Source organism: Umezawaea tangerina, from assembly GCF_003002815.1.
GTDB lineage: Bacteria > Actinomycetota > Actinomycetes > Mycobacteriales > Pseudonocardiaceae > Umezawaea > Umezawaea tangerina.
This window is the reverse complement of sequence record NZ_PVTF01000002.1, coordinates 99,547-113,221: the sequence shown is the minus strand read 5'-3', so window position 1 is coordinate 113,221 and position 13,675 is coordinate 99,547. Positions and strand designations below refer to the sequence as shown.

Here is a 13,675-nt window from a genome sequence, read left to right as displayed (position 1 = left end):
GCAGGATGTGCGCATGTCCGCCCCCTCCCCGCACGGCGCGCTGTCCTTGCCCGAGGAGCTGCTGCTGCTCTCGCACCTGGAGAACGGCAAGGTGCGCAGCGCGCGCCAGACGGCGATCGGGTGCGCGGTCGCCGAGCTCGGCGAGCTCGCGCTGCGCCGCCGGATCACCGTGCGGTCGCGGAAGTTCACCAGGTTCGGCGTCGAGGTCCACCAGCTCGGCGGCGACATCCACGTGCTCGACCACCGGCCCACCGGCGTGGCCTGGGCGGACGAGCTGCTCGACGAGCTGCGGTACCGGTCGGTCGCCGAGCGCAAGCCGCTCCCGCTGGCCAAGTGGCTCGACTTCCGCGGCGCGACCCCGCTCGCAGTGCACCGGGCCTCCCTCATCCGCGCGGGTGTGCTGCGGCGCAAGCCCGGCGGGGTGTTCCGGCGCGAGCGCCACTTCCCCGACCCGGCGGCGCGCGAGGCGCTGATCAGCGCGATCCGGACCGTCCACGACGAGGACCGGGCGTTCGACGAGCGCGCTCTGCTGCTGTCCGACCTGCTCGACGGCGTGGAGCTGGTGAAGGACCTGGGCCTCGCGCTCACCTGGCGCGAGCGGCTGGACCGCGCCCGCGGTGCCGGGTCGGTCGCGGACGTGCCGGAGGACCTGCGGGACACCAGCACGGTGCTCGGCGCGGCGGTGCCGTCCCGGCAGGACTGAGCAGGACCTGGCAGGACCGGCGCAGGACCGACCGGTCAGGTGCCGCAGAACGTCCGGTAGGCGTCGGCGAAGTCCCGCGGCGCGGGGGTGGCGAAGCGCTCCAGGCCGGGCCGTTCGACGAAGGGCGAGCGCACCGCGTCCAGGAGCCGGTCCAGCGGGCCCAGGTCGCCGTCCGTGGCCGCCGCCAGAGCCTCCTCGACGAGGTGGTTGCGCGGGATGTACACCGGGTTGACCCGGTCCATCGCGTCGGCGTCCGGGCCCAGCCCGTGCCACCGCGCCAGCCAGGCGTCGACCGCCGCGAGGTCGAGGAACAGCCCGCGCACGGGCTCGTCGTCACCGCGGGCGGCGTGGGAAAGGGCGCGGTAGAACGACGTGTGGTCCACGTGGTCGCCCTGGAGCAGGACGAGCAGGTCGTCGACGAGCGGCCCGGCGTCGGCGGACAGGCCGAGCTTGGCCCGCATCCCGGTCGACCACGCCGCGTCGTACTCGGCCCGGAAGGCCGTGAGGGCCTCCACCGCGAGCGCGATCGCCTCGTCCTGGTCGTCGGCGAGCAGCGGCAGCAGCGCCTCGGCGAGCCGCGCGAGGTTCCACTGAGCCACGGCGGGCTGGTTGCCGTAGGCGTAGCGGCCGCCGTGGTCGATGGAGCTGTACACGGTCGCCGGGTCGAACGCCTCCAGGAACGCGCACGGTCCGTAGTCGATGGTCTCACCGGAGATCGTCGTGTTGTCGGTGTTCATCACGCCGTGGATGAAGCCCACCAGCATCCACCGGGCCACCAGCGACGCCTGGGCGGCCACCACCGCCTCGAACAGCGCGAGGTACGGGCGCTCGGCGGTCGCGGCCGCGGGGTGGTGCCGGGCGATGGCGTGGTCGGCCAGCCTGCGCAGCAGGTCCACGTCGTCGGTGGCGCGCGCGTACTGGAAGCCGCCCACCCGCAGGTGGCTGCTCGCGACCCGTGCCAGCACGGCCCCCGGCAGCACGGTCTCGCGGTGCACCGGGGTGCCGGTCGCGACGACGGCCAGCGACCGGGTGGTGGGGATCCCGAGCGCGTGCATCGCCTCGCTCACGACGTACTCGCGCAGCATCGGGCCCACCGCGGCCAGACCGTCGCCGCCGCGGGCGAACGGGGTCCGGCCGGAGCCCTTGAGATGCAGGTCGCGCGGCCTGCCGTCGGCGTGCGGGAGCTCGCCGAGCAGCAGGGCCCTGCCGTCGCCGAGGCGGGGCGAGTAGTTGCCGAACTGGTGGCCCGCGTAGGCCTGCGCGACCGGGGTAGCGCCCTCGGGGACGTGGTTGCCGACCAGCAGCCGCAGGCCGTCCGGGGTGCGCAGCCATTCGGGGGCCAGGCCCAGGTCCGCGGCCAGCGGCTCGTTGAGCACGAGCAGGCGCGGGTCGGGTGCCTCGTCGGCCCGCCACGGCAGCGCCAGCTCGGGGACCGCCTCGGCGAAGTGGTGGGTCAGCGGGACGACGGGTGCCGGTGCGGTGCTCACGTCCTCCACGGTACGGGGTGCGCGCCGGTTCTCCCGAGGGCTAGGACCGGCGGCGGGGCTTGCCGCGCTTGCCCGCCTTCGGGGCAGCGGTCCGCCGCTGCGGCGTGCGGCCCGCGGGCTTGCCGGCCGTCGCCTTGCGGTTGTCGGCCTCCGGCTTGGCCTGCACGGGCGCGCGGCCGCGGGTGCTGTTGACGGTGCGGCCGCGGACGATGCCGATGAGCTGGTCGATGAGGTCCGTGGTCTCGTCCTCGGTCCACGACAGCGCGACCCGCGACTCCGGGGCGTCGACGAGCGGGCGGTAGGTGAGGTCGCGGCGGTGGTGCAGGCGGGCGAGGGACTGGGGGACCACGAGCAGCCCGATGCCCGCCGCGACCAGTTCGACGGCGGCGGCGGTCGTGGCGGGGCGCTGCAACGCGGGTCGGCCGGGAGGGCCCGCCCAGTCGAGGGCGTCGTCCAGCGGGTGCAGGACGATCTCGTCGGCCAGGTCCTCGGGGGACAGTTCCCCGGCCGCCGCGGCGACGTGGTCCTTGGGCACCACGACGACGGTGGTCTCGGTGTAGAGCGGGATCGCGTGCAGGCCGGTCCTGTCGATCGGCAGTCGCAGCAGGACCGCGTCGGCGGTGCGCTCGCGGACGGCGTCGGCGGCCTGGGCGGCGGTGACCTGGAGCAGCGTCAGCGAGACCTGCGGCAGCCGCTCGGCCCAGAGCCGCACCCACTTGGTGGGCGTCACTCCCGGCACGTACGCGAGGGTGAATGTCGTGGGTACGTCCGGGCCGGTCACGAGGTCAGATTACCGGGCGTGACCGGAGGCGGCGGACGCGCCCGATACCCTGCACGTCATGAAGTCGCAGAAGACCCCCCAGACGATGAAGCCCGCGACAGCGGCGAAGAAGCTGGGTGTGTACCTCGAAGCCACCCCCGCGGAGTTCCAGGAGGGTGTCGTTTCGCGCGACGAGCTCAACGCCCTGCAGGCCGACCCGCCCGAGTGGCTGCGGGACCTGCGCCGCAACGGCCCGCACCCCCGACCGGTCGTCGCGACGAAGCTCGGCATCTCCATCGGCGGTCTCGTGCGGGGTGGCATCACCGAGTCCCTGACCACGGAGCAGATCGAGGCGTTGAAGACCGAGAACCCGACGTGGCTGCGCCAGGAGCGCTCCACCCAGGCGGAGGTCCGGCGGGAAGCCGCGCGCCTGAAGGAGAAGGCCAAGGCGGAGCCGCCGCGCCGCCCGCGTTCCTGACCACCCTCCTCAGTGGACGGACGCCGTCCCGCCGGGTCCGCGGCGGGGCGTGTGCTCCGCCCGGAACCGCGACGGCGGCAGGCCGAACCGGGGCGTGAACGCCTGGCGCAGCGCCTCCGCGGAGGCGAAGCCGCACTGCCTGGCGACGTCCGTCAGCGGCTCGCGCGTGGCCACCAGCAGCCGGGAGGCCGCCTCCAGCCGGGCGTCGCGGACGAAGCGCGCGGGTGTGCGGCCGACGTGCTCGGCGAACAGCCTGCTCAGGTGCCGCTCGCTCACGCCGGCGGACGCCGCGAGCCCCGCCGTGCCGAGGTCGGCGTCCAGGTGGGCGACCACGTGGTCGACGACGCGGCGGACGAGGACCTGCTCGGGGCGCGGGACGCGGGTGAACAGGCTCACCTGCGCCTGGTCGCCGGGGCGGTGCAGGTAGGTCACCATGCCCATCGCCACCCGGCGGGCGACCTCGGGACCGTGGTCCTCCTCGACGAAGGCCAGGGTCAGGTCGAGGGCGGCGGTGACCCCGCCCGAGGTCGACACGACCCCGTCGCGGAGGTAGATCGGCGCGGGGTCGACGTCCACCCGCGGGTACCGCCGCGCCAGCTCGGTCGCGTAGTGCCAGTGCGTGGTGACCCGGCGGCCGTCGAGCAGGCCCGCCGCGGCCAGGACCGTCGCGCCGGTGCACACCGAGGCCACCCGCCGCGACAGCGCCGCGACGCGCCGGACCTGGCCGACCAGCCGGGCGTTCGCCGACGCGGCCTCGTGGCCGAGTCCGCCGGACACGACGAGCGTGTCCACCCGCCCCTCGATCCCGTCCAGCCTGCCCTGGCCGCGCACCTCCAGACCCGTGTCGCTGCGGACCGGCCTGCCCACGGGCGTCGCGAACACCACGCGGTACGGGGGCACGGCGCCCTGGCGGTTCGCGTGCTCGAAGCCGCTCGTCACGCAGGCGACGTCGATCAGCTCGATCCCGTCGAACCCGACCATGACGACCAGGCGGCTCTCCACCCCGCCACCCTACGACCGCGCAGGGGGCCGGAACGGCCAGGAATCCCAGCAAACCGGACGGGGCGGGCACGGGTGGCACGTCCTGCCGTCCACCGCCGCCGACGATCGGGACGTCCTGGTGGCACGGCGGAAGGTGGACGTCATCGACGAGAGCAGCGACGGGTACCGCCGAGGGCGGCGGCTCGTCGACCCAGCGGGAAGTGCCCTCACGCCGACCGGTCGGCCCCGCGCAGACCGCGGGAGCCGAGCTGCCGCAGCACCCGGTCGACCTGCCGGTCGCGTCCCTGGTCGCGGTACAGCCCCAGCGCCTCCTGCCACGCCTCGCGCGCCCGGTCGTCCTGGTCGAGCGCGGTGTGCAGGTGGCCGAGCCGGTCGAGGGTGTCGGCGGCCTCGTAGGTGTTGCCCTGGTGGTGGAACAGGGCGAGCGCCCGGCGGTAGTGCCCGATCGCCTCCCGGTGGCGGCCGGTCCGGTGGTCGATCCAGCCCAGGCTGTCCTGGGTGTGCGCCTCGCCGCCGGGGTCGTCGTGGCGGCGGTGCAGGTCCAGCGCCGCCAGGCAGTGGGCGCGGGCGGTGTCGTGGTCGCCGAGGTGCGCGGTGAACCAGCCCACCATGTTGAGCGCGCTGGCCTCCCACACCGGCAGGTCGAGCGCGCGGTAGAGGTCGAGCGCGTGCCCGGCGTGCTCCAGCGCGCCGCGGAGGTCGTCGCGCAGCTCGCCGACCAGCGCGTGCTGGCGGTGGGTGTGCGCCTGCTCGGCGAGGTCCCGGTGCTCCCGCGCGAGTGCCAGCGCCCGGTCCAGGTGCGCGGTGGCGTCGTCGTGGCGGCCCAGCAGCGAGCAGACGTAGCCGAGGAACCGGCGGGCGCGGGTCCGGGTGGTCGCGTCCGGCAGGTGCTCGGCGGCGGCCAGCGCGGCCCGCCACGCGGTGAGGGCGCTGTGCAGGTGGCCCCGCAGCAGGTGGAACGTGTTCAGCGACCAGGCGAGGTTCCACGCGGTGGCATGCCACCCGTTGGCCACCGCCGTGTGCTGGGCGGCCAGCAGGTTCGGGTGCTCGCGCTCCAGCCACGCGAGCGCCGCCGGGACGTCGGTCAGCGGATGCGGGACGACACCGGGCGCCTCCTCCAGCCGCACGGGCTGGCGGTGGGGCTCCAGCAGGTGGTCGGCGGCGTGCGCGGTGTGCAGGTAGAAGTCGACCACCCGGCGCACGGCCTCGTGCTGCCGGTCATCGGGGGCGGTGCCCGCGGCGCAGCCGCGGACCAGGTCGTGCATGGCGCTCCGGTCGTCGTCGGTCCGGTCCAGCAGCGAGGCCTCCTCCAACGCCCGCAGCGCCCGGCGGGTCCGAGCGGGGGACAGGCCGGTGAGGGCGACGGCGGCGGGCAGACCGATGTCCGGGCCCGGTGCGGCGCCCAGCAGGCCGAAGACCGCGCGCTGCTCGGCGCTCAGGTCGCGCAGCGACCAGGACAGCACGGCGGGCAGGCTCGCGGCCGGGTCGCGGTCGTCCAGCGCCTCCACACCCAGCTCGCGCAGCTCGTCGGCCAAGGCGGCCAGCGGCGCGCCGGAACGGGTCTGCGCGCGACCGGCGATGACGGCCAGCACCAGCGGGAACCCGCGGCACAGCCCGACCAGCTCGGCCACCGCGGCGGGCTCGGCCTCGACCCGACAGGCGCCGAGGCGGCCCACGAGCAGGGCGCGCGCCTCGGTATCGGTCAGCACGTCCAGCGGAACGTGCTGGGCCCCGTGCCCGGTGACCAGGCCCGTCTGCCGGGCGCGACTGGTCACCACGGCGACGCAGGTCGGTGTGCCCGGCAGCAGCGGGGCGACGTGCGCCGAGTCGACGGCGTTGTCCAGCACCACCAGCATCCGCCGCCCGGCGACCAGGCTGCGGAACAGGGCGACGCGGGCGTGCGGGTCGGCGGGCACCCGGTCCGGTTTCACGCCGAGGGCGTCGAGGAACCCGCGCACGGCCACGGCGGGGTCCATCGGCTCGCCGTCGGGACCGAAGCCGTGCAGGTCGACGAACAGCTGCCCGTCGGGGAACCGGTCGACGTTGCGGTGGGCCCAGTGCAGCGCGAGCCAGGTCTTGCCGACGCCGCCCACCCCGGCGATGGCCGAGACGGCCACCGAGCCCGCCGGGCTCCCGGCGTCCCGCAGGGCGGTGTCGAGCCGGTCCAGCTCCGCGCGGCGGCCGACGAACGGGCCGGGCGCGGCGGGCAGCTGCCGCGGCACCACGGAGGGAGCCGACGTGGTCGTGGCGGTGCCGAGCTCCGGGTCGGCGGCCAGGATCCGGTGGTGCAGGTCCTGCAACGCGGCGCCGGGGTCGGTGCCGAGCTCGTCGACCAGCCGCCGCCGGACCTCCCGGTAGTGCGCCAAGGCGTCGGCCGTGCGCCCGGCGCGGTGCAGGGCCAGCAGGTACTGGCCCGCGACCCGCTCGTCCAGCGGGCGGTGCGCCACGCGGGCGGACAGGTCGGCCACCAGGTCCTCGCCGTGCCCCAGTCGCAGCAGGACGTCGGTGAGGTCGTGCTCCGCGCCCCAGCGCTCGTGCCGGAGCCGGTCGCGTTCGATCTCGGCCCACTCGCCCCCGACCCCGGTCAGCGCCTCACCGCGCCACAGCGCCAGCGCCTCGGTCAGCAGCCCGGCGGCCCGCTGGTCGTCGGCGGCGCGGGCACGGGCGCACAGGTCGCGGAACCGGTGCAGGTCCACGGCGTCGGGCGGCACCCGCAGCACGTAGCCGCCCGCCTGCCTGCGCACGGTCGCGCCCGAGTCCGCCAGCACCCGCCGCAGCCGCGACGCGTACGAGCCCAGGGTCTCGCGGCTCCGCTGCGGCGGCCGCCCGCCCCAGACGCGGTCGACCAGCACGTCGGTCGACACCACCCGGCCCGCGTCGACCAGCAGCGCGGCGAGCACGCACCGCTGCCTCGCCGGGCCGGCGTCGACCGCCCGCCCGTCCCGCCACACCCCGACGTCACCCAGCAGACGAAGCTCCACGCCCCCCAGACCTCCCCGGTGCCCGGTGGTTCCACCCCGCGGCCAGCCTAACGACGACGTGGACCGGGGGACACGGGTTTCGGCACAGGGGTCCGCACCTGCGGATTTCGGGGATCCGCAACGGTTTCCACCGGTCGGCGCGACACCATCGCCGTGCCCGGTACCGGCTCCGCAGGGGTGTTGTGCGACGCGGACCGGTCAGCGCGGTCCGGCCCCCGGCGTCGGGCCGAGGTCGATCCGGTACCGCGCGGCGCCGGTGCCGGGCACGCCCTCCAGGACGCCGCCGTTGCGCTCGATCGTCCTGGCCGACGCGGTGTTGTCGGCCGCGCACACGAGCCGCACCCGGTCCAGGCCGGCCGCCCGTGCCTCGTCGAGCATCCGCCCGAGCGCCCACGTGCCCAGCCCGCGCCCGCGCGCCGACGGCCGGACGCCGTAGCCGATGTGCCCGGCCCGCCGGACGAGGTCGGCGTCCCCGAGGCGCAGCGCGATCCCGCCGAGCACCCGGCCGTCCTCGACGATCCACCGGTACACCGCTCCGCCCGCCCGTTCGGCGTCCAGCCTGGCGACCCAGGCCGCGAACCCGGCCGGGGAGCGGACCTCGTCGGACGGGTGGATCCCGAAGCCGTCCTCGTGGATGCCGGGGCCCCAGTCGTCGTGCGCCTCGAGCCAGGCGGAATGGGCGCGGACGGTGGGCCCGATGAGCTCGGGCATACCCCCGACCCTAGCGATCTTCGCCCGCGCGGGCCGTTGACCAGCGGTGCGGCGCGATCTCCGGGGTGTGGGCGTCGTGCCGGTCGTACGCCGTGTCCTCCCGTGGTCGTACGCGGCCATGCGACCGCGGTGTGATGCGTGATGATCGATTCGCCGGCCAGCATCGTCGCAAGCGGTGGCGGCGGGATCACCCGTCGTCGCCGATCGGGGCTCGGACGGTTCACTCGGAGGACAGATGGCACTCCCGGCGACGGATCGACGTCCGCTCACGACGGCCGCCGCGGCGCCCGCGGTGACCGGGCCGGGGGAGCGGACGCCGGACCTGCTGCGTTGGACCGGGTTCGGCGGTGTCGTCCTGCTCACCGCCGCCGCCTGGACCGGGGTGGTGTCCACGTCAGGGGGATGGGCCACGGCGTCCCTGGCCGCCGGTGTCGCCGGGGTGGGCCTGGTGGTGCTGTCGTGGGTGCTGCTGGGGCGTCCTGTCCTCGCGGGCAGGCCGAGGCCGAGCTCGCGGTGGCTCAAGCGGACGCTGGTGCTCTGGTGCGGCCCGCTGCTGGTCGCCCCGCCGCTGTTCAGCCGGGACGTGTTCAGCTACCTCGCCCAGGGCGAGGTGGCCGCGCGCGGTCTCGACCCCAACACCACCGGGCCCGCGCAGGGCCTCGGGGCGGCCTCGGAGGTGGTGGAGCGCGTCGGCGTCTACTGGCGCGAGACGCCCTCGCCGTACGGCCCGCTGTTCGGCGCCGTCGAGCGGACGGTCGCGCAGGTGTCGACCGGCGACCCGGTCGTCGGCATCGCGCTGCACCGCCTGGTCGAGGTGCTGGGGCTGGTCCTGGTCGTGTGGGCGGTGCCCCGGCTGGCCGCGACCGTGGGGACGTCGGCGCGCGCCGCGCTCTGGCTGGGCGTGCTCAACCCGCTGGTGCTGTGGCACCTGGTGGCCGGGGTGCACAACGACTCCCTGATGCTGGGCCTCATGCTCGCCGGGACGGCCGTCGCGCTCGGCGCGCTGGGGGAGCGGGTGGAGTGGTGGCCGCTGGCGTTCGGGGTCGTGCTGATCGCGCTGGCCGCCGAGGTGAAGATGCCCGCGCTGGTCGCGCTCGCGGTGGTCGGGACCGCGCTGGCCCGCCGTCGGGGCGGCCGGGTCGGCGACTTCGCCCTGGCCGGGGTCGGCATGGTCGCGGTCTTCGTCGTGGTGTCGGTGCTCGTCTCGCTGCTCACCGGGCTCGGCTTCGGCTGGTTGCGGGCGCTGGGCACTTCGGGGCGGGTCAACAGCTGGATGGCACCCACGAACTGGGTCGGTTTCCTGACCGGGGGTGCGGGCGCACTGGTGGGTGCCGACATCATGCAGACCATGATCGGTGTCGGGAAGGTCGTCGGGTACGCGCTGACGGTGGTCGGGATCGCGCTCGTGCTGCGCGCGCAGCTGCGGGGTCGGATCGGTGAGGTCACCTCGTTGGGGGTGGTGCTCGGCCTGGTCGTCGTCTTCGGTCCGGTGGTGCAGCCCTGGTACCTCCTGTGGGCGGTGGTGCCCCTCGCGCTGTGCCTGCCGGTGGGCCGGGCGTGGACGTGGCTGACAGGGGTGGTGGCCGTGTTCGCCGTGCTGGTCCCGCCGCTGGCGGGGAACTTCTCCGGTCGGGTCGGCCACCTCGTGGCGGGCTACGCGATCGGGGTCCTCCTGGTGGCGGCGGCGTTCGTGGTGCTGCGGGGTGCCGGTCGCACGGCGGTCCGGGAAAGGGCGACGGCACGTGTCTGACCTCGCTGTCGCCGTCCACGACCCCGCTCAGGCCAAGCGCGCGTGGGTCACCGGGACGGCCTTGCGGTACGCCGCCGCCGCGCTGGCGGGCGGGCTGCTGCACGCCGCGTTCCCGCCCCGCACGATCTGGTGGACGGCGGTCCTCGCCTTCGCGGTGCTGTGGTCCGCCCTCGACGGGGCCCACGTCCGCCGGGCCGCGCTGCTGGGCTTCGTGTTCGGCCTGGCCTTCTTCCTGCCCCACCTGCTGTGGATCGACGACTTCCTGGGCCGCGACTTCGGACCCGCGCCGTGGCTGGTGCTGTCCGCGCTGATGGCCCTGTTCACCGCCGCCGCGTGCGCGCTGGTGCCGCTCGTGGCGCGGCTGCCCGCCGCACCGGTGTGGGCGGCGCTGCTGTTCGTGCTCCAGGAGACCGCCCGCGGACGGCTGCCCTTCAACGGCTTCCCCTGGGGGCGGGTGGCCTTCGGCCAGGTCGAGGGGCCGTACCTGCCGCTCGCGGCGGTCGGCGGGGCGCCGCTGGTGTCGTTCGCGGTCGTGGCGACGGGGTTCGGCCTGGCTGCCTGGGCGGCGCGGCCGCGGGACGTCCGGCGGGCGTGGCCGGTGCTGCCGCTGGTCGCGGCGCTCGCCGTGGCACCGGCCGTCGGGGTGGACGCGCAGGACGGCGTGCGCACGGTGGCCGTGGTGCAGGGCAACGCGCCGGACGTGGGCCTGGGGCTGCTCGGCGAGCGGGACGTGTTGCGCCGCAACCACCTGCGCGCCACGACCGGGCTGGCGGACGCGATCCGGGCGGGCCGGGTGCCGAGGCCGGACCTCGTGGTGTGGCCGGAGAGCGCGACCGGTACCGGCGACCGCGACCCGGTCCTGGACGGAGCCGTGGCGGACCTCGGCGTGCCCACGCTGGTCGGCGCGCTGCGCAAGGTCGACGGGGACGAGGAGAACGCCGTCATCGCGTGGGACCCGCGCACCGGCGCGGGGGAGTCCTACACCAAGCAGGAGCTCGTGCCGTTCGCCGAGCACATCCCGCTGCGGTCCCTGGCCCGCCTGGTCACCCCGTTCGCCGACTCGCCGGACCTGCGCGCGGGCACCGAACCGGGAGTCCTGGACGTCGCCGGAACCCGTGTGGGCGTGGGGATCTGCTACGAGGTGGCCTACGACGCGGTGCTGCGCGAGAGCGCCGCCGCGGGCGCCCGGCTGCTCGTGGTGCCGACGAACAACGCCTGGTACGGGCGCGGCGAGATGACCTACCAGCAGCTCGCCATGTCCCGGCTGCGCGCGGTCGAGCACGGGCGGGCGGTGGTCGTGGCGGCGATCAGCGGCGTGAGCGCGGTGGTGCGGCCCGACGGCAGCGTGGCGCGGTCGTCCGGGATGTTCACCGAGGACCTGCTCGTGGACACCGTGCCGCTGAGGTCGGACACCACGGTCGCCACGAGGTGGGGCGGTGTCCTGGAGGCCCTGTTCACCCTCGCCGCGCTCGCCGCGTGCGCGGTCGGTCTGCGCGGCCGCCGTCGAGCGTGATGCCGGGCGTCCGGGTCGGCGGGCGCGCCGCCGACCCGGACACCGGTATCACGCGATGTCGAACCGGTCGAGGTCCATGACCTTGACCCAGGCCGCCACGAAGTCGCGCACGAGCTTCTCCTTGGAGTCGTCGCTCGCGTACACCTCGGCGACGGCGCGCAGCTCGGAGTTCGAGCCGAACACGAGGTCGGCGCGGCTACCGGTCCACTTGACCTCGCCCGTGCTGCGGTCGCGGCCCTCGAAGGTCTCCGCGTCCTCGGACGTCGCCGTCCACTCCGTGTCCATGTCGAGCAGGTTCACGAAGAAGTCGTTGGTCAGCGACCCCGGGGTCGAGGTCAGGACGCCCACGGTGGACTCCTGGTGGTTCGCGCCGAGCACGCGCAGGCCGCCCACGAGGACGGTCGTCTCGGGCGCGGTCAGGGTGAGCAGGTTCGCGCGGTCGACCAGCAGGTACTCCGACGGCAGCCGGTTGCCCTTGCCCCGGTAGTTGCGGAACCCGTCGGCGGTCGGCTCCAGCGCGGCGAAGGACTCCGCGTCGGTCTGCTCCGCGGACGCGTCCCCGCGGCCGGGCGTGAAGGGGACCGCGACGGGGAAGCCCGCGGTCTCGGCGGCCTTCTCCACGGCGGCGGACCCGCCGAGCACGATGAGGTCGGCCAGCGAGACCTTCTTGCCGCCGGTCTGGGCGGAGTTGAAGGACTCCTGGATCCCCTCGAGGGTGCGCAGCACCTGGGCGAGGGTGTCGGGGTTGTTGACCTCCCAGCCGCGCTGCGGCTCGAGGCGGATGCGGGCGCCGTTCGCGCCACCGCGCTTGTCGCTGCCGCGGAACGTCGAGGCCGACGCCCACGCGGTGGAGACGAGCTGGGAGACGGTCAGGCCGGAGTCGAGGATCTTCGCCTTGAGGTCCGCGATGTCGGCGTCGTCGACGAGTTCGTGGTCGACGGCCGGGATCGGGTCCTGCCAGATCAGCGTCTCCTGCGGGACCAGCGGCCCGAGGTAGCGCTGGATCGGGCCCATGTCGCGGTGGGTCAGCTTGAACCAGGCCCGTGCGAACGCGTCCGCGAACTGGTCGGGGTTCTCGTGGAAGCGGCGGGCGATCGGCTCGTAGACCGGGTCGAACCGCAGCGCGAGGTCGGTCGTCAGCATCGTCGGCGGGCGGACCAGCGAGCCGTCCTCGGGGTCCGGCACGGTGTTCGCGCCCGCGCCGTCCTTGGGCTGCCACTGGTGGGCGCCCGCGGGGCTCTTGGTCAGCTCCCACTCGTAGCCGAACAGGTTGTCGAAGAAGCTGTTGCTCCACGTCGTGGGCGTGGCGGTCCAGGTGACCTCCAGGCCACTGGTGATCGCGTCGCGGCCCTTGCCGCTGCCGAACGCGTTCTTCCAGCCGAGGCCCTGCTCCTCGATGGACGCGCCCTCGGGCTCGGGACCGACGTACTGGTCCGGGTCGGCCGCGCCGTGGGTCTTGCCGAACGTGTGGCCGCCCGCGATCAGCGCGACGGTCTCCTCGTCGTTCATCGCCATGCGGCCGAACGTGTCGCGGATGTCGCGCGCCGAGGCGAGCGGGTCCGGGTTCGCGTTGGGGCCCTCGGGGTTGACGTAGATGAGTCCCATCTGGACGGCGGCGAGCGGGTTCTCCAGCTCGCGGTCGCCGGTGTAGCGCTCGTCGCCCAGCCAGGTGCGCTCGGGGCCCCAGTAGACGTCCTCGTCGGGCTCCCACACGTCGGCGCGGCCACCGGCGAAGCCGAAGGTCTTGAAGCCCATCGTCTCCAGGGCGCGGTTGCCCGCGAAGATCATCAGGTCGGCCCACGAGATCGAGCTGCCGTACTTCTTCTTGACCGGCCACAGCAGCCTGCGCGCCTTGTCCAGGTTGCCGTTGTCCGGCCAGCTGTTCAGCGGTGCGAAGCGCTGCATGCCCGCGCCCGCGCCACCGCGGCCGTCCTGGACGCGGTAGGTGCCCGCGCTGTGCCACGCCATGCGGATCATGAACGGGCCGTAGTGGCCGAAGTCGGCGGGCCACCACTCCTGCGAGGTCGTCATCACCGCGTCGACGTCGCGGGTCAGGGCGTCGAGGTCCAGCGTGGCGAACGCGGCCGCGTAGTCGAACTCGCCACCCATCGGGTTGGCCGCGACGGCGTGCTTGCGGAGGATCGCGAGGTTGAGCTGGTTCGGCCACCAGCCGCGGTTGCCCCCGCCCTCGGTCGGGTGGTTCAGGCGCCCGGTCGAGACCGGGCACCCGCCGGCGCTCTCCTCGTTCATCTCTCCAACGACGGCGTCAGGACTGTCAGACACGGGAATC

General features: G+C 75.0%; 10 protein-coding genes. 4 read left to right on the top strand and 6 right to left on the bottom strand.

Annotation, left to right across the window (positions count from 1 at the left end):
- The first annotated feature begins 13 nt into the window (after positions 1–13).
- Complete coding sequence (locus CLV43_RS06565) at positions 14–703, top strand: GOLPH3/VPS74 family protein (RefSeq protein ID WP_211304261.1); 690 nt, start codon at positions 14–16, stop codon at positions 701–703.
- Positions 704–738: 35 nt separating this feature from the next.
- Here CLV43_RS06565 and CLV43_RS06560 read toward each other — a convergent pair whose 3' ends face one another.
- Together CLV43_RS06560 and CLV43_RS06555 are read right to left on the bottom strand one after the other, a co-directional pair.
- Positions 739–2,190, bottom strand: a complete 1,452-nt coding sequence (locus tag CLV43_RS06560) for a protein adenylyltransferase SelO (protein WP_106186155.1) — start codon at positions 2,188–2,190, stop codon at positions 739–741.
- 40 nt (positions 2,191–2,230) lie between these two features.
- Positions 2,231–2,971, bottom strand: a complete 741-nt coding sequence (locus tag CLV43_RS06555; RefSeq protein WP_106186154.1) for a LysR family transcriptional regulator substrate-binding protein — start codon at positions 2,969–2,971, stop codon at positions 2,231–2,233.
- 58 nt (positions 2,972–3,029) lie between these two features.
- Here CLV43_RS06555 and CLV43_RS06550 point away from each other — a divergent pair, with 58 nt between their 5' ends.
- Positions 3,030–3,428, top strand: a complete 399-nt coding sequence (locus CLV43_RS06550) for a DUF5997 family protein (protein WP_106186153.1) — start codon at positions 3,030–3,032, stop codon at positions 3,426–3,428.
- Positions 3,429–3,437: 9 nt separating this feature from the next.
- Here the strand turns inward: CLV43_RS06550 and CLV43_RS06545 are convergent, their stop codons facing one another.
- The 3 genes from CLV43_RS06545 to CLV43_RS06535 form a co-directional block, all read right to left on the bottom strand.
- Entirely contained in the window at positions 3,438–4,409 is a 972-nt protein-coding gene (locus CLV43_RS06545; protein ID WP_106186787.1) for a GlxA family transcriptional regulator, read from the bottom strand.
- 227 nt (positions 4,410–4,636) lie between these two features.
- Complete coding sequence (locus CLV43_RS06540; RefSeq protein WP_106186152.1) at positions 4,637–7,411, bottom strand: AfsR/SARP family transcriptional regulator; 2,775 nt, start codon at positions 7,409–7,411, stop codon at positions 4,637–4,639.
- A 198-nt stretch (positions 7,412–7,609) separates the two neighbouring features.
- Positions 7,610–8,122, bottom strand: a complete 513-nt coding sequence (locus CLV43_RS06535) for a GNAT family N-acetyltransferase (RefSeq protein ID WP_106186151.1) — start codon at positions 8,120–8,122, stop codon at positions 7,610–7,612.
- A 235-nt stretch (positions 8,123–8,357) separates the two neighbouring features.
- On the opposite strand from CLV43_RS06535, the gene mptB reads away from it, so the two are divergent.
- The gene (gene mptB / locus CLV43_RS06530) at positions 8,358–9,872 is read left to right on the top strand and encodes a polyprenol phosphomannose-dependent alpha 1,6 mannosyltransferase MptB (RefSeq protein ID WP_170155717.1); all 1,515 of its coding nucleotides are present in this window, start codon (positions 8,358–8,360) and stop codon (positions 9,870–9,872) included.
- A complete protein-coding gene (lnt, locus tag CLV43_RS06525) occupies positions 9,865–11,385 on the top strand; it encodes an apolipoprotein N-acyltransferase (protein ID WP_106186785.1) in 1,521 nt (506 codons plus the stop codon). Before mptB ends, lnt begins: the two co-directional genes overlap by 8 nt.
- A gap of 48 nt (positions 11,386–11,433) precedes the next feature.
- On the opposite strand, the gene katG is transcribed toward lnt, so the two are convergent.
- Positions 11,434–13,668 (bottom strand): catalase/peroxidase HPI, encoded by a 2,235-nt coding sequence (katG, locus tag CLV43_RS06520; protein WP_106186150.1) that lies wholly within the window; start codon positions 13,666–13,668, stop codon positions 11,434–11,436.
- Positions 13,669–13,675: the final 7 nt, after the last annotated feature.